At 36.8% G+C, this 15,401-nt stretch carries 17 protein-coding genes; 15 read left to right on the forward strand and 2 right to left on the reverse strand.

Annotated features, from left to right (window positions below; genetic code table 11):
- Positions 1–239 precede the first annotated feature (239 nt).
- The 7 genes from mnmE (at position 240) to ACQKIM_RS11835 (ending at position 8,091) form a co-directional block, all read left to right on the forward strand.
- Positions 240–1,625, forward strand: a complete 1,386-nt coding sequence (mnmE, locus tag ACQKIM_RS11805; protein WP_427543813.1) for a tRNA uridine-5-carboxymethylaminomethyl(34) synthesis GTPase MnmE — start codon at positions 240–242, stop codon at positions 1,623–1,625.
- A gap of 28 nt (positions 1,626–1,653) precedes the next feature.
- Positions 1,654–3,546 (forward strand): tRNA uridine-5-carboxymethylaminomethyl(34) synthesis enzyme MnmG, encoded by a 1,893-nt coding sequence (gene mnmG / locus ACQKIM_RS11810; protein WP_427543816.1) that lies wholly within the window; start codon positions 1,654–1,656, stop codon positions 3,544–3,546.
- A gap of 122 nt (positions 3,547–3,668) precedes the next feature.
- Positions 3,669–4,385 (forward strand): 16S rRNA (guanine(527)-N(7))-methyltransferase RsmG, encoded by a 717-nt coding sequence (rsmG, locus tag ACQKIM_RS11815; RefSeq protein ID WP_427543819.1) that lies wholly within the window; start codon positions 3,669–3,671, stop codon positions 4,383–4,385.
- A gap of 179 nt (positions 4,386–4,564) precedes the next feature.
- Entirely contained in the window at positions 4,565–5,464 is a 900-nt protein-coding gene (gene noc / locus ACQKIM_RS11820) for a nucleoid occlusion protein (protein WP_427543822.1), read from the forward strand.
- A 228-nt stretch (positions 5,465–5,692) separates the two neighbouring features.
- A complete protein-coding gene (locus ACQKIM_RS11825; RefSeq protein WP_427543825.1) occupies positions 5,693–6,454 on the forward strand; it encodes a ParA family protein in 762 nt (253 codons plus the stop codon).
- Entirely contained in the window at positions 6,447–7,295 is an 849-nt protein-coding gene (locus ACQKIM_RS11830) for a ParB/RepB/Spo0J family partition protein (protein WP_427543828.1), read from the forward strand. Before ACQKIM_RS11825 ends, ACQKIM_RS11830 begins: the two co-directional genes overlap by 8 nt.
- A 79-nt stretch (positions 7,296–7,374) precedes the next feature.
- Entirely contained in the window at positions 7,375–8,091 is a 717-nt protein-coding gene (locus ACQKIM_RS11835; protein ID WP_427543831.1) for a DUF554 domain-containing protein, read from the forward strand.
- Here the strand turns inward: ACQKIM_RS11835 and yyaC are convergent.
- Positions 8,008–8,640, reverse strand: a complete 633-nt coding sequence (yyaC, locus tag ACQKIM_RS11840) for a spore protease YyaC (RefSeq protein ID WP_427543834.1) — start codon at positions 8,638–8,640, stop codon at positions 8,008–8,010. The two genes, ACQKIM_RS11835 and yyaC, sit on opposite strands and share 84 nt — an antisense overlap.
- A gap of 93 nt (positions 8,641–8,733) precedes the next feature.
- On the opposite strand from yyaC, the gene ACQKIM_RS11845 reads away from it, so the two are divergent.
- The 4 genes from ACQKIM_RS11845 (at position 8,734) to ACQKIM_RS11860 (ending at position 12,129) form a co-directional block, all read left to right on the forward strand.
- Positions 8,734–9,609 (forward strand): mechanosensitive ion channel family protein, encoded by an 876-nt coding sequence (locus tag ACQKIM_RS11845; protein ID WP_427543837.1) that lies wholly within the window; start codon positions 8,734–8,736, stop codon positions 9,607–9,609.
- Positions 9,609–9,809, forward strand: coding sequence for a DUF951 domain-containing protein (locus tag ACQKIM_RS11850; protein ID WP_427543840.1), 201 nt, complete (start codon positions 9,609–9,611; stop codon positions 9,807–9,809). Before ACQKIM_RS11845 ends, ACQKIM_RS11850 begins: the two co-directional genes overlap by 1 nt.
- Before the next feature lie 96 nt (positions 9,810–9,905).
- Positions 9,906–11,006 (forward strand): redox-regulated ATPase YchF, encoded by a 1,101-nt coding sequence (gene ychF, locus ACQKIM_RS11855; protein WP_427543843.1) that lies wholly within the window; start codon positions 9,906–9,908, stop codon positions 11,004–11,006.
- 82 nt (positions 11,007–11,088) lie between these two features.
- Positions 11,089–12,129: an acyl-CoA dehydrogenase gene (locus ACQKIM_RS11860; RefSeq protein WP_427543846.1), complete on the forward strand. Its 1,041-nt coding sequence runs from the start codon at positions 11,089–11,091 to the stop codon at positions 12,127–12,129.
- 134 nt (positions 12,130–12,263) lie between these two features.
- Here ACQKIM_RS11860 and ACQKIM_RS11865 read toward each other — a convergent pair whose 3' ends face one another.
- Positions 12,264–12,824, reverse strand: a complete 561-nt coding sequence (locus ACQKIM_RS11865) for a DUF3267 domain-containing protein (protein ID WP_427543849.1) — start codon at positions 12,822–12,824, stop codon at positions 12,264–12,266.
- 172 nt (positions 12,825–12,996) lie between these two features.
- On the opposite strand from ACQKIM_RS11865, the gene rpsF reads away from it, so the two are divergent.
- From rpsF to ACQKIM_RS11885, 4 genes are all read left to right on the forward strand, one after another.
- A complete protein-coding gene (gene rpsF, locus ACQKIM_RS11870; RefSeq protein WP_427543852.1) occupies positions 12,997–13,287 on the forward strand; it encodes a 30S ribosomal protein S6 in 291 nt (96 codons plus the stop codon).
- 36 nt (positions 13,288–13,323) lie between these two features.
- On the forward strand, positions 13,324–13,899 hold the full coding sequence (ssb, locus tag ACQKIM_RS11875) for a single-stranded DNA-binding protein (protein WP_427543855.1): 576 nt from the start codon (positions 13,324–13,326) through the stop codon (positions 13,897–13,899).
- A 40-nt stretch (positions 13,900–13,939) separates the two neighbouring features.
- Positions 13,940–14,176: a 30S ribosomal protein S18 gene (rpsR, locus tag ACQKIM_RS11880; RefSeq protein ID WP_012296211.1), complete on the forward strand. Its 237-nt coding sequence runs from the start codon at positions 13,940–13,942 to the stop codon at positions 14,174–14,176.
- A gap of 277 nt (positions 14,177–14,453) precedes the next feature.
- Positions 14,454–15,395 carry a YybS family protein gene (locus ACQKIM_RS11885; protein WP_427543858.1) on the forward strand — a complete coding sequence of 314 codons (942 nt, stop codon included), beginning with the start codon at positions 14,454–14,456 and terminating at the stop codon, positions 15,393–15,395.
- The last annotated feature ends 6 nt before the right edge of the window (positions 15,396–15,401 follow it).

A 15,401-nucleotide genomic window follows, 5' to 3' on the forward strand; every position in this document is an offset into this window, starting at 1 on the left:
TACAGACAACACACGAGTCATTTTATCGTTAAGATAAAATGGCTTTTTTTTATCTTCATTTAGCAAATGTTTTTTGTATCGCATAGCTGCAGCTACACAGTAAAGTTCACTAGTTATTTATCCACAATTGGAAAATATCCTTACTTTAGATTTCGTTGAAAATATGTTAGTCTAAGGTGTTAGTAAGTTTTGGTCGGTTTTAATTATCCACATGTGGATAACGTTGAGGAGGTCATTAAATGGAGTTTGATACAATTGCTGCGATATCCACACCAATGGGTGAGGGAGCCATAGCCATCGTCCGTTTAAGTGGAGATGAAGCAGTGGCAATTGCAGATAAAATATTCAGATCGCCTGGTGGAAAAAGCTTAACAACGAAGGCTACGCATACGATTCATTATGGGCATTTAGTCGATCCTAAAACAAATGAGGTTGTAGAGGAAGTAATGCTGTCATTAATGCGTGGACCAAAAACATTCACGCGTGAGGATGTAGTAGAAATAAATTGTCATGGCGGGCTAGTTTCTGTAAACAGAGTATTGAAATTAGTATTAACGAATGGAGCAAGATTAGCAGAGCCAGGTGAATTTACAAAACGAGCATTTTTAAATGGGCGTATTGATTTATCGCAAGCTGAAGCGGTAATGGATTTAATAAGAGCTAAGACAGACCGAGCGATGAATGTGGCTTTAGGTCAAATGGATGGGAAATTGTCGCGTTTAATAGGTGATTTACGTCAAGCATTACTAGAGACATTAGCACAAGTAGAGGTTAATATAGATTATCCTGAGTATGATGATGTAGAAGAGATGACAGTACCTGTATTAGTAGAAAAATGTACGTGGGTACGTAATGAAATTATGAAACTTCTGCAAACATCCTCTCAAGGAAAAATACTACGTGAAGGTTTATCTACTGTTATCTTAGGTCGCCCAAATGTCGGTAAATCTTCTCTTTTAAATAGTTTAGTCCAAGAGAATAAGGCCATTGTGACAGATATTGCAGGGACAACTCGTGATATTATAGAGGAGTACGTCAATGTACGTGGTGTACCACTACGTTTAGTGGATACAGCTGGAATTCGAGAAACAGAGGATATCGTTGAACGAATTGGTGTAGAACGTTCTCGTGAAGCTTTACGTGGAGCAGATTTAATTTTGTTTGTATTAAACTATGCTGATGAATTGACTACCGAGGATGAACGTTTATTCGAAACAATTGAGGCAATGGATTACATCGTTATTGTCAATAAAACAGATTTACCACAGAAAATTGATATAGCTCGAGTAAAAGAGTTAGCGGGTAGTCATCGTATTGTGACAACGTCTCTTTTACAAGAGGAAGGTATCACGGAATTAGAGGAAGCAATTGCGGCGCTATTCTTTGAAGGACAAATCGAAGCGGGCGATTTAACATATGTATCAAATGCAAGACACATTGCATTATTGCATCAAGCACAAGCGACGGTTGAGGATGCATTGGCTGCAGCACAAGCAGGCGTACCTGTAGATATGGTGCAAATAGATGTAACAAGAACTTGGGAAATACTTGGCGAAATTATTGGTGACACTGTGCAGGAAAGCCTAATTAATCAGCTATTTTCACAGTTCTGCTTAGGAAAATAAATTTACGAAAGAAAGGAAGATACGAGCTATGCCAACAAAATATGAGGCAGGCACGTTTGATGTTATCGTCATTGGCGCAGGCCATGCAGGTTCAGAAGCTGCTTATGCTGCTGCCAAAATGGGTGCTAACACACTGATGTTGACGATCAATTTAGATATGATTGCGTTTATGCCATGTAATCCATCAATTGGTGGTCCTGCAAAAGGTATTGTAGTAAGAGAAATTGACGCTTTAGGCGGAGCTATGGGGAAAGTTATTGATAAAACCCATATTCAAATGCGTATGTTAAATACAGGGAAAGGTCCTGCGGTACGAGCTTTACGAGCACAAGCAGACAAAGTTTTATACCAACAAGAAATGAAACGTGTGTTGGAGGAAACTGCGAATTTAACTATCCATCAAGGAATGGTGGAAGAGCTAATTATTGAGGATGGGGAAGTGAAAGGTGTCATTACACAAATTGGCGCTGCTTATCGTGCTAAAACAGTAATTGTCACAACAGGAACATTCCTTCGTGGTGAGATCATTATTGGAGATGTTAAATATTCAAGTGGTCCTAATAACCAACAGCCCTCTATTCGATTAGCTGATAATTTAAAAGAGCTTGGTTTTGATCTTGTTCGCTTCAAGACGGGAACTCCACCACGTGTGAACAGCCGTACAATTGATTACGACAAAACTGAAATCCAACCAGGAGATGATGTTCCACGTGCATTCAGCTTTGAAACGACTGAATTTATCATGGATCAACTTCCTTGCTGGTTAACCTATACAAGCCCTGAAACACACGAAATTATTGAGGCTAACTTACATCTATCCCCGATGTACTCAGGGATGATTAAAGGAACGGGACCGCGTTACTGTCCATCTATTGAAGATAAAGTTGTGCGTTTTAATGACAAACCGCGACACCAGATTTTCTTAGAGCCAGAAGGTCGCAATACACGCGAAGTCTATGTACAGGGTTTATCAACAAGTTTACCAGAGCATGTACAAACACGTTTACTAAAATCGATTCCTGGTTTAGAAAAGGCAGAAATGATGCGTGCTGGCTATGCTATCGAATATGATGCGATTGTGCCTACACAACTATGGCCAACGTTAGAAACAAAGCGCATTAAAGGGCTATATACAGCAGGTCAAATTAACGGAACATCTGGTTACGAGGAGGCAGCTGCTCAAGGCTTAATGGCAGGGATGAACGCTGCAGCAAACTCCCTTGGAAAAGAAGAGCTAATTTTAAGTCGCTCAAATGCTTATATTGGTGTATTAATCGATGACCTTGTAACAAAAGGTACAAATGAACCGTATCGCTTACTAACATCTCGTGCTGAATACCGTTTACTTCTTCGCCATGATAATGCTGATTTACGTTTAGTGGAGCTAGGGTATAAAATGGGTATGATTGCAGAAGAAAGATATGCTCAATTCAATGAGAAAAAAGAGCTTATTGAAAGTGAAATTGCACGTCTTCGTGAAATTATTATTAAACCAAATGAAGCGACACAGGCTGTTATTCGTTCTGTAGGCGGTAGTGAACTGAAAGATGGTATTCGTGGAGCGGATTTATTAAAACGTCCAGAGATGCATTATGAATTAATTTCTTCACTTATTCCTGCAGATGTTGAATTTTCGGAAGAAGAGAAGGAACAAATTGAGATTCAGCTTAAATATGAAGGTTATATTGAAAAAGCATTGCAACAAGTGGAAAAGCTTCATAAAATGGAAAATAAAAAAATCCCAGAAAATATTGATTATGATGCTATTTCAGGTTTAGCAACAGAAGCGCGTCAAAAATTAAAACAAGTTACACCACTTTCAATTGCGCAGGCCTCTCGTATTTCTGGTGTTAATCCAGCTGATATTTCCATTCTGCTTGTTTATATTGAACAAGGTAAGATAGCGAAAGTAAGCAGCTAATCATTAAGAACAGTAAAGTGAATAAGGGGCGGGCATACCTTTGTGCCCGCTTCCTATTTTTCAGGCTATGCTAGGCAAATCTCAGATAAGCTTACTGGCCATATAGCTAAAGGAGACTTTACATGAACGAACAACAATTTATTGAGGCATTAAAGGAAAAGGGGATAGAGCTTTCTAATCATCAAATCACTCAATTTAAAAAATACTTTGAACTCCTTGTTGAGTGGAATGAAAAAATGAACTTAACGGCTATTACTGATTTAGAGGGTGTTTATTTAAAGCATTTTTACGATTCCATTAGTGCATCCTTCTATTTTGATTTTTCAACCGTGACAACAGTTTGTGATGTTGGAGCAGGTGCTGGTTTCCCAAGTATTCCGATTAAAATCTGTTACCCGCATTTACAAATCACTATTGTAGATTCTTTAAATAAAAGAATTACATTTTTAAATCATCTTAGTAATGAGCTGCAATTAGAGAATATGCATTTTGTACACGCTAGGGCAGAGGAATTTGGTCAAAATCCAAAATATCGTGAGCAATTTGATGTTGTAACAGCCCGTGCAGTAGCCCGTTTATCAGTCTTATCAGAACTATGTGTACCACTAGCAAAACAAGGTGGATATTTTGTTGCATTAAAAGCAGCAGCAGGTGCAGAAGAATTAAAAGATGCTAAAAAAGCATTGACTACATTAGGCGTTTCATTAAAAGAAGAATTTTCTTTCCATTTACCTGTTGAAGAAAGTGACCGTATTTTATATATCTTTGATAAAATAAAAGGAACACCGAAAAAATATCCGCGTAAACCAGGTGTACCAAATAAAACACCTATTCAATAATTAGTGTTTCATGTGAAACTTCTCAAAGTAGAAAATAATTTTTCTATTTTGAGCATACATACTAGTTATGGATGGTTCACGCAATTGACATCTATGAACTATATACATTTTAAGAAATATAATAAATAATAATAGAATGACACTTAGCAAGATAGTTACTTAAAGGTGGTGCCACTTGGATGAAAAGTCCTTTTTCACGTTTTTTTGGAGGCGGAAGTAAAACAGAGCCTATTGTGAAAAATGAAGTAGAACAAGCAGAGGCGGTTCATGCAGCAGAAGAAGTCATAAAATTGCCTATTGATCAAATTGTACCTAACCGTTTTCAGCCACGTACTATTTTTGATGATGAAAAAATTGAAGAGTTATCAAGAACCATTCATACACATGGTGTGATTCAGCCAATTGTTGTACGTAAAACATCAGAAAATCAATATGAAATCATTGCTGGAGAGCGTCGTTATCGAGCGATGAAAAAGCTACAATGGACAGAAGTCCCTGCTATTGTACGTAATTTAACTGATAAGGAAACAGCATCTATTGCTTTAATAGAGAACTTACAGCGTGAGGAGTTAACTGCGATTGAAGAAGCTGTAGCCTATCAAAAATTATTAGAGCTTCATGAGCTGACACAAGAAGCTTTGGCCCAGCGACTTGGAAAAGGACAATCCACGGTAGCCAATAAACTACGTTTATTAAAGCTGCCGGATGAAGTGCAGCAAGCAATTTTGAAGCGTAAAATATCTGAACGACATGCACGTGCATTAATTGCGATTAAAGATCAGCCATTACAACTAGAGATTTTACAACAGACAATGGAAAATGATTGGAATGTTCGCCAGCTAGAAGAGCATATTCATCTATTATTGCATCCAGAGGCAGCAGATCAAGAGGAAGATGCTCCAAAGAAGGCTAGACCGAAACGTAAGGCAATTAGTAAAGATGTCCGTATTGCTTTGAATACGATTAAACAATCGCTATCAATGGTAACCAAAAGTGGTATAACGGTTAAGACGGAGGAGGAAGACACAGAGGAGTATTATCAAATTACAGTAAAAATACCTAAAAAGAAAAAATCTTAAAGTTAATATTATTTTAGAAAAATAATAAATTAACCTTTTTCCCTTTGTTTAGAGGAGGCATTTCAGAAATAAATCTGAGATACCTCCTTTTTTGTATATATTCTTAATATTTTATACAACTCTTTTCTGTTTTTTTGATAGAATGAGAATTAGATAGCGGTATTGAGTAGTGATTTTACAAATGATTTGTCAAAGTGAGCTTTGATAGATGAAAGCAGGTGCTTTTAAATGGGTAGAATTATAGCAATCGCCAATCAAAAGGGTGGCGTAGGTAAAACAACGACATCGGTCAATTTGAGCGCTTGTCTAGCATATTTAGGAAAGAAAGTGCTATTAATTGATGCTGATCCACAAGGCAATACAACAAGTGGACTTGGTGTTAATAAAGGAGAACTTCAAGGCTGTATTTATGATGTCTTAATTGATGATGAAAACGTTGTAAATGTCATTCAAGAAACAAATGTAGAAAACCTATCCATTGTTCCAGCAACGATTTCACTGGCTGGAGCGGAGATCGAATTAGTTTCAACCATATCAAGAGAGGTACGTTTAAAGCATGCACTTCAAAATGTGAAAGAAGACTATGATTATATCATTATTGATTGTCCGCCTTCTTTAGGGCTTTTAACTATTAACGCTTTAACTGCATCCGATGCATTAATTATCCCAGTTCAATGTGAATATTATGCATTAGAAGGGCTTAGTCAGCTATTATCTACTGTTCGTTTAGTGCAGAAGCATTTAAATCAACAACTTTACATTGATGGTGTGCTATTAACGATGCTTGATGCACGAACAAACTTAGGCTTACAAGTAATTGATGAAGTAAAAAAATATTTCCAAGATAAAGTATATAAAACAATTATTCCTCGTAATGTACGATTAAGTGAGGCTCCAAGTCACGGGCAGCCAATTATCATTTATGACGCAAAATCAAGAGGTGCAGAAGTTTATTTAGAGATGGCGAGGGAAGTGATTAAAAATGGCTAAAGGTTTAGGAAAAGGCATTGGTGCATTATTTCCTGGAGAGTCTTTAGAACAAAGCGGGCAAGTAGAAGAAATTCAATTAGAGTTAATCGTTGCAAATCCATTTCAGCCTCGTAAAATTTTTGATGAAGAAACGTTACAAGAATTAGCAGACTCTATACAGGAGCATGGTATTCTACAGCCTATTGCAGTACGTAAGAAAGGGCGTAAATATGAAATTGTTGCTGGGGAACGCCGTTATCGTGCCGCTCAATTAGCAGGTTTAGAGATTATTCCTGCCATTGTAAAAGAATTTTCAGATGCACAAATGATGGAGCTAGCTATTTTAGAAAATCTACAGCGTGAGGATTTAACAGTTATTGAAGAGGCTGAAGCTTACCAAAGTTTAATGGAAAACTTACATTTAACACAGGAGGAGTTATCCAAGCGATTAGGGAAGAGTAGACCACATATCGCCAACCATGTTCGTTTACTAGCATTACCTGATGATGTTCGTGCGTTGATGAACAATGGCACTCTATCAATGGGACAGGGACGAGCATTATTAGGGTTGAAAAATAAAAGAAGAATTCCTGAGGTTGCAAATAAAGTTATTAAAGAAGGCTTAAATGTACGACAGGTTGAAATGCTAGTACAAACGATAAATGAAGAAGTTTCACGTGAAACAATTCAGCCAAAGAAAAAGGATATATTTGTTGTAGCTAAGGAATCACAACTACGAGATTATTTTGGAACAAATGTCCAAATAAAGAAGGTTAATAATAAAGGAAAAATAGAAATTGAATTTTACTCTGAGGATGATTTAGAACGTATTTTAGAAATATTAAATTTACAAGATGAGTAATGCTAAATTTCTATAACGTAGTCAGAGCGCCGGGTTTTAAGGCGCTCTCTATTTTTCTAGAGAGAAGGAAGGCTGAAACGTGGTTTTATTTGGAGCTTTAATAAACGCATTATTAATTATAATAGGCTCAATCGTGGGTAGAATTTTCAAAAATATACCTGAATCAATGAAGTCTACCGTATTATCAATCATTGGCTTAGCAGTTGCAGTTTTAGGTATTAAAATGGGCTTTGAAAGTGATAACTTTATTATAATGGTGGTAAGTTTAGTAGTAGGTACTGTTATTGGGGAATGGTTAGATTTAGATAAGCAAATGAATCGACTGGGACAATGGGTTGAATCTTTATTTAGCAAAAAACGCACTGATAATAATCAAATTAGTATTGCAGAGGGCTTTGTAACGGCTTCATTGATTTTTGTAGTCGGTTCTATGGCTGTCATAGGTGCACTTGATAGTGGCTTGCGCAATGATCATAATGTACTCATAACGAAAGGCTTAATCGATGGTTTTACTTCGATTATCTTAGCATCTACATTAGGCATAGGTGTACTATTATCTGCAGTGCCTGTCTTTCTATATCAAGGAGTAATTGCACTTTTCGCAGGTGTCATCAGCTCCTTTATACCAGATGAAGCGTTACAAATGTTTATTACAGAGATGACTGCTGTAGGTGGTGTCATGATTTTGGCCATCGGTTTAAATATTGCAGGCTTAACCAAGATCAAGGCTGCTAACTTGTTGCCAGGTATCGTCGTTGTCGGCATTATGGTCGCTTTTTTCTATACTTTTCAGTGAGAAACGATGTGCAGCAAGTAATAGCGCTCTTGAAAGTTTTTCCGCCATCGCATAAGAAATATGAAGTCTTGTATTTTGTAAAACCAGCATCTCCATAAAGCCTCCAATATTGACGATTCCTTTAACCGAAATGTCACCGATTGGAGGTAATTGTTTTTTAACAGCCTTACCAGGGAAAATGGGTCCACTTTGTACAGAAATATGCCCAACATTTTGTTCACTACCAAGACAAGCATCAATCGCAATAATAAAAGGTTTTGTAGTATGATTGTGTAGCTGTTGTAATGTAGAGTCTAAATTAAGAGCATGTAAAGGATCTTCTAAAGAACCTACAACTTCATATGGAAAACTAACAGATTTATTAAGAAAACTACCTGTTAATGGCCCCAGGGTATCACCTGTACAACGGTCACTTCCAATACAGCAGAAAATAAGTCGTTCATGATGAAATGGTATATGTTCTAAAAATAATGTACTTAATTGCCAAACAGCATTTTTACTTTCATGATGAAGAGAATAAGGAAGTAATAAATTTGGTATAGTATTCATAAAAAAACTCACTTTCTTTTTAATTTGGAGGAAGTGTTCAATTTTTATGCAGTATACACAAATTTTTAGCAAGTTATACAAGAGGTGGTAATATTGGGATTCAACAAGAGGTTGATAGAGAATTATTGGAATAAACTAACATCAGAAGAATTTTGGGAAACGATTGTAGATGCAACCCTTGAAATTACGCTTATTCTAATTGTTTCATGGATCGCAGTACGATTAGGGAAAAAATTTATTAAAAAAGTGTTTTTAATACGTATGCGTTCACCCTTAAACCATTCAGAGCGTCGACAGCGAACAATTTCGAGATTATTACAAAGCATCATCTCCTATGCTGTTTATTTTTCTGCGATTGTTGCAATTTTATCTAGCTTAGAGATTAAAATAGCAGGGCTATTGGCTGGTGCAGGAATTGTTGGTTTAGCCATTGGTTTTGGTGCACAGAGTTTAGTGAAAGATGTTATTACTGGATTTTTTATCATTTTTGAAGATCAATTCGGTGTTGGTGATTATATAAAAATTAATGGGGCAGAAGGAACTGTTGTAGAAATAGGCTTACGAACAACAAAGATTAATGGAGGTACTGGAGAGCAATTTATTATTCCTAATGGTTCGATTGGGGAGGTTGTGAACTATTCTGTCAATAACTCTAAAATTTTTATAGATTTACAGATGACGAGTGATGCAGACTTTGAAAAGGCAGAATCTATCATAAAGAAATACTTAGAATCGTTACCAGATGTTCATAAAGAACTCGTAACAGTACCGACCTTTTTAGGGGTACAAAATGTCAAGGGCACTGAAGTAACGATTCGAATAGTGGCTGAGACATTACCTCAGCAACAATATGGAGTGGCACGTACTATTCGTAGAGACGTAACAAGGCTTTTTGAAGAAAATAATATACCAATGTCTCATCCGAAAATGATGTTATATGGTGTTAAAGATGAAGGGAGAAATGAATAATGGAACCGAAGAAATTTGGTCTAAACGATATTGTTGAAATGAAGAAGCAGCATCCATGTGGCACAAACAAATGGAAGATCATTCGTATGGGTGCAGATGTACGAATTAAATGTGAAGGCTGTCAGCACAGTGTCATGATTCCACGCCGTGAATTTGAAAAAAAAATGAAGAAGGTTTTAATTTCGGCTAATGAGGCATAGCTTCAGGCGTATTAGACTTTTTATGAGTGAATTAATATAATAGATAAGGTTATATGAGAGAAAAATGAACAGATCATAGAAAGGTTGTGTCCATTCATGGCATTAACAGCTGGAATCGTTGGTTTACCTAACGTTGGGAAATCAACATTATTTAACGCAATTACAAAAGCGGGCGCATTGGCTGCAAACTATCCATTCGCAACAATCGATCCAAACGTGGGTATTGTTGAAGTACCAGATGCACGTTTAGATAAATTAACTGAATTAGTAATACCGAAAAAAACTGTACCAACAGCATTTGAGTTTACTGATATCGCAGGAATTGTAAAAGGTGCTTCAAAAGGTGAAGGGTTAGGAAATAAATTCCTAGCACATATTCGTGAAGTAGATGCCATTTGCCAAGTTGTGCGTTGCTTTGTAGATGAAAACATTACACACGTATCAGGAGCTGTCGATCCAATTGATGATATTGAGGTCATTAATCTAGAGCTTGCGCTTGCTGATTTAGAATCTGTAGATAAGCGTTTACAGCGTGTTAGTAAAATGGCTAAGCAAAAAGACAAGGAAGCCATGATTGAAGAACCTGTACTACTAAAAATTAAAGAACAATTAGAAAACGGTCGACCTGCACGTTCAGCTGAGCTTTCTGAGGATGAACTAAAGGTAATCAAAGGGCTTCATCTTTTAACAATTAAACCAATGCTTTATGTGGCAAACGTTTCAGAAGATGAAGTGGCAGATGCTGATAACAATGAATATGTGAAAAAAGTACGTGAGTATGCGTCTGCTGAAGGTGCTCAAGTTATTACAATTTGTGCAAAAATCGAGGAAGAAATTTCTGAGCTTGATGATGAAGAAAAGGCAATGTTCCTAGAAGAACTAGGTATTAAGGAATCAGGTTTAGATCAATTAATCCGTACTTCTTATGATTTACTTGGACTAGCAACTTACTTTACTGCAGGGGTACAAGAGGTGCGTGCGTGGACTTTCCGTAAAGGGATGAAGGCACCACAATGTGCGGGAATCATTCATACGGACTTTGAACGTGGTTTTATTCGTGCAGAAACAGTTGCTTTCGATGATTTAGTAGAGGCTGGTTCTCAAGCTGCTGCTAAAGAAGCTGGTAAAGTACGTCTTGAAGGTAAAGAGTATATTGTACAAGACGGAGATATTATGTTATTCCGTTTCAATGTATAAAACATAAACTGGGGCAATCTTTAAATGGATTGCCTTTTTTGTTTAGGTGTTGATCTGTTTATTTTGAAAGGCAGGTATAGTGATGAATTCATTACACATAAAAGAGCAAGGATTGGAAATTGAGCAGCTAGGGCAATTACCGATAGATATCTTAGAAGCTATTTACGAAAAAAAATTGTTTAAGCTATTTACACCTAAGGAATTAGGCGGTAAAGAATTAAACTTATTGGAGGGCATGAAAGTATTTCAACAGATGTCTGCTCTTGATGGGAATCTAGGTTGGTTGGTCACAATCGGTACAGGTGGTAATGCATTTATTCCAACATTCAATCAAGAAATCTGTAAAAAAATCTTTTCGCCAAGAAATGCTGTTATTGCAGGTAGTGGCTATCCAACGGGCACAGCAGTGCAAATGAAAGGTGGCTATCGTGTATCAGGGCAATGGAAGTATTGTAGTGGCGCGGATTATGCTACTACTTTTACAATGAATTGCTTTGTTGAGCATGAAGGTATAAGAACCGATCAAATTATTAGTTGCTCAGTTGAGCGTGAGCATGTTGAGATTTTTCATGATTGGCGTGCAATGGGGTTAAAAGCAACTGCCAGTCATACAATCAGTATTAAAAATGCATGGGTGCCACAAGAAGCAACGTTTCAGTTAGGTACCATTCATAATAACTATGGAAGCTTTGTTCATAGCTTTCCGTTTGGCACATTTGCAGAAGCTTCCTTCCTGAGTGTTTGCCTCGGCATAACAGAAAATTTCTTAGAGCAGACGTCTATTATGATCAAGCAAAAAAGTAATGATCCAAGTCGTTCAGAACGTATAGGTATATTACAATCTTTATTAATACAGCAGCAAAAAAACTTTAATCAGCTTGAAGAAAACTTTTATGCAATATTGACTCAATACTGGGAAAGACATAAAGCTGGTCACGATTTAACAGATGTAGAACTACAACAGTTTTCACAAATGAGTAAAGATAGTGCGGCATCCTGCATCGATATTGCCAACAGCTTCATTCGTAATCTTGGAATGGAGGCAATTACCGAGACATCTTCGATTAATCGTATTTGGAGAAATTTATATACAGCTGCACAGCATGGTTTTTTAACTCCTTAAACGTAGTAGAGAATCTTTTGGAGAGCTAAATAGAAAATGCCAAAGCACTGGTTTAACAGCGGTTTGGCATTTTGAAATTTTTGTTAAATAGAACCTGTGGGATAGGTCCTATATGTAGAGTGTCCCAAGCATGTCTATTCCTTTTCAGAAGTAGTGAATACATATAGCTTAGGTAACTGTGGATCATCTTTAATGAGTGCATTTTTGGGATATTTACGTAACTCTTTATACATTGCAAAATCACCCACTGCTCCAGCTATTAAAAATGCCCCCACTAGTACTACAACAGTGCTATTTAGGTAGAAACCTACAATAGTAGGTAAAACACCAGTCGTCCAAAAAGGGAGTAACAAAGCCTTTTTCATTGCATGATTAGGCAGGGGCTGGTCTGTTGTAGCATAAGCTATGCCAAGCTCTAAATTAAGACCATATTTTAATGACTTAAAAGGCACACCTCCAAATAATATAAATCCAAGTAAATGAGAAATCTCATGTAATACAATAAATATAATATACAGGACAACAAAGAGAATGAACCCAATGATCATATTCCAAAATGAGAAATGGATATCTTTAAAGCAAATATATTGGATAGCCACAAATAATATAACAAGTCCACTTGTGACAACAATATTGTCCATCATTAGCTTTTTTATATCGAGTTCAATCACAATCGGTTCTTTTTCTGGTAGCATGAAAGCTCTCCTTTCATGAATTAATTATATTCATTATATAGGATGAAATATTAGTTTGCGACTTGAAAGACATGTATCTGTATGTTACAATTCATTGATGTGAGTAATAATTATTACTTACTCCTTGCTCCCTTATATAGGAGAGCCTAAGTCCATAAGGAGGTGTAAACAGATGAGAAAATACGAATTAATGTACATCGTACGTCCAAACATTGAAGACGAAGCGAAGAAAGCTTTAGTTGAACGTTTCAACGAAATCTTAACTTCTAACGGTGCAGAAGTCATCGAATCAAAAGAGTGGGGCAAACGTCGCCTAGCTTATGAAATTCAAGACTTCCGCGAAGGTTACTACCAAATCGTGAAAGTAAACGCTACTTCAGAAGCAATCAACGAATATACACGTCTTGCTAACATCAGCGAAGATATCATTCGTCACATTGCAGTTCGCGAAGAAGCAAAATAATTTTTAACAAAATGCTGAAAAGGAGGTTGTATTCTGATGATAAACCGTGTCGTTTTAGTTGGAAGACTAACAAAAGATCCTGAGCTACGCTATACACCGAATGGTATTGCGTCTACACGATTTACAATTGCTGTGAATCGAACATTCTCAAACCAACAAGGTGAACGCGAAGCTGATTTCATTAGTTGCGTTGCGTGGCGAAAACAGGCTGAAAACCTAGCGAACTTCATGCGAAAAGGAAGTTTAATTGGAGTGGAAGGCCGTATCCAAACAGGTAGCTATGAAGGACAAGATGGAAAGCGAGTATACACAACAGATGTAGTGGCAGATAGCGTACAGTTTTTAGAGTCTCGTAATGCTAGTGCTACTGGTGCTCCTGCTCCACAATATGGTGGACAGACTTACGGTAATAACCAACCGTCATATGGTGGTGGTCAACCACAGCAATCATTTGGTGGTTCGATGCCTGGACAGGGTTCATTTGACAACGATGCTGCTTATCAGCAAAATCAACCACCTATGAATCAGCCGAACTATACACGTGTTGATGAGGATCCATTTGCGAATAGCAAAGGGCCAATTGAAGTATCTGAAGATGATCTTCCATTCTAAAATACTTCTAACATAAAAAATAATAAGGAGGAGACATACTATGGCACCACGTCGCGGAGGCCGCAAACGCCGTAAAGTTTGCTACTTCACTGCTAATAACATTACGCACATCGACTACAAAGATGTAGATCTTTTAAAGAAATTCATCTCTGAGCGCGGTAAAATCTTACCACGTCGCGTAACTGGCACTAGCGCTAAGTACCAACGTAAATTAACTTCAGCTATCAAGGTATCTCGTATCATGGGATTACTTCCATTCGTAGCAGAAGACAAATAAGATTGATGTCGCCAAGGCACTGACCTTGCATCAATTTTTAAGACCAGCATATTTCGATATTCGTATCGGTATATGCTGGTTTTTTATTGCAAAATGTTTTTTAATGAAAGAATTTGTTTGGACCATTCGGTAAAATATCCTCTATATAGACATGTATTCAGTTCTAATAGTCAAGAGTTCTACAAAATTTATGATTCTTAGCGTTTTTTGTTCAATAACGTGAAAAAATGGTACAATAAAGTTTAGTAAGTTTTGACTGAAAAAAGGAAGGTTTTCAATGCCGAATAATCAAACAAAGGCACTTGTACAGGGTGCAGCAATGGTGGCAATTTTTACGTTGATGATGATAATATCTGCGTATATTCCTCTTGCTTTCATGCTAGTGTTTTTATTTGCACCATTACCCTTTGCATGGTATAGCGCAAATTATAAGCGCTCCACATCAATATTGGTAGCAATTGTCGGATGTATTCTAACATTTATAACGAGCGGTTTAGCCATACTGCCATTCGCATTTATTTTTGCGTTAGTAGGAATAATGATGGGTGCTGCCATTCACCAACAAAAAAGTAAATTGTATTTATTTATGTCGTCAGGGATTGCTGTTCTTTTATCAACTGCAATTGTATTTCTAGCATATGTACGTCTCGCAGGTATTAATATGGTTGAGATTGGTGTAGAAATGGCGAAAAAAAATTATGAGCAAACAGCGGCAATGTCACAAAATTTAACTGGACAATCAACTATTACCCCTGACCAGGTAGAAGCTGTATCAAAGATGATGGAATTAACTATTCCATCAACAGTAACCCTTGGAGCATTTTTTGTAGCATTTGTACTGATGTCAATTAATTTACCTGTTTTGAAGCGCCTAGGATTAGATGTACCTAAATTTTCACCATTTCAACATATGCGTTTACCACGTTCAATATTATGGTATTACATGATTGTTTTGTGTATCAATTTATTTATACGTCCAGAGTTTGGTTCTACATTAGATGTTATTGTCATAAATGTTTCATACATTTTATGGGTTTTATTAATATTACAGGGAATTTCCTTTATCCATTATTTTATTTCCAAAAAGGGAATGCCGGTAGGTGTAAAATGGATTGCGACATTACTCGCTATACCGTTATCATCCTTTATGATTTTACTTGGTATCATAGATCTAGGCTTTGATGTTCGTTCACTTGTGAAAGGGAAAACTAAAGAATAAGGGGCT

The organism is Lysinibacillus sp. NPDC047702 (genome assembly GCF_050272555.1).
Taxonomy (GTDB): domain Bacteria; phylum Bacillota; class Bacilli; order Bacillales_A; family Planococcaceae; genus Lysinibacillus.

Coding starts and splice junctions, on each gene's coding strand:
- mnmE (WP_427543813.1), top strand. CDS start 240: ATGGAGTTTGATACAATTGCTGCGATATCCACACCAATGGGTGAGGGA.
- mnmG (WP_427543816.1), top strand. CDS start 1,654: ATGCCAACAAAATATGAGGCAGGCACGTTTGATGTTATCGTCATTGGC.
- rsmG (WP_427543819.1), top strand. CDS start 3,669: ATGAACGAACAACAATTTATTGAGGCATTAAAGGAAAAGGGGATAGAG.
- noc (WP_427543822.1), top strand. CDS start 4,565: ATGAAAAGTCCTTTTTCACGTTTTTTTGGAGGCGGAAGTAAAACAGAG.
- ACQKIM_RS11825 (WP_427543825.1), top strand. CDS start 5,693: ATGGGTAGAATTATAGCAATCGCCAATCAAAAGGGTGGCGTAGGTAAA.
- ACQKIM_RS11830 (WP_427543828.1), top strand. CDS start 6,447: ATGGCTAAAGGTTTAGGAAAAGGCATTGGTGCATTATTTCCTGGAGAG.
- yyaC (WP_427543834.1), bottom strand. CDS start 8,640: ATGAATACTATACCAAATTTATTACTTCCTTATTCTCTTCATCATGAA.
- ACQKIM_RS11850 (WP_427543840.1), top strand. CDS start 9,609: ATGGAACCGAAGAAATTTGGTCTAAACGATATTGTTGAAATGAAGAAG.
- ychF (WP_427543843.1), top strand. CDS start 9,906: ATGGCATTAACAGCTGGAATCGTTGGTTTACCTAACGTTGGGAAATCA.
- ACQKIM_RS11860 (WP_427543846.1), top strand. CDS start 11,089: ATGAATTCATTACACATAAAAGAGCAAGGATTGGAAATTGAGCAGCTA.
- ACQKIM_RS11865 (WP_427543849.1), bottom strand. CDS start 12,824: ATGCTACCAGAAAAAGAACCGATTGTGATTGAACTCGATATAAAAAAG.
- rpsF (WP_427543852.1), top strand. CDS start 12,997: ATGAGAAAATACGAATTAATGTACATCGTACGTCCAAACATTGAAGAC.
- ssb (WP_427543855.1), top strand. CDS start 13,324: ATGATAAACCGTGTCGTTTTAGTTGGAAGACTAACAAAAGATCCTGAG.
- rpsR (WP_012296211.1), top strand. CDS start 13,940: ATGGCACCACGTCGCGGAGGCCGCAAACGCCGTAAAGTTTGCTACTTC.
- ACQKIM_RS11885 (WP_427543858.1), top strand. CDS start 14,454: ATGCCGAATAATCAAACAAAGGCACTTGTACAGGGTGCAGCAATGGTG.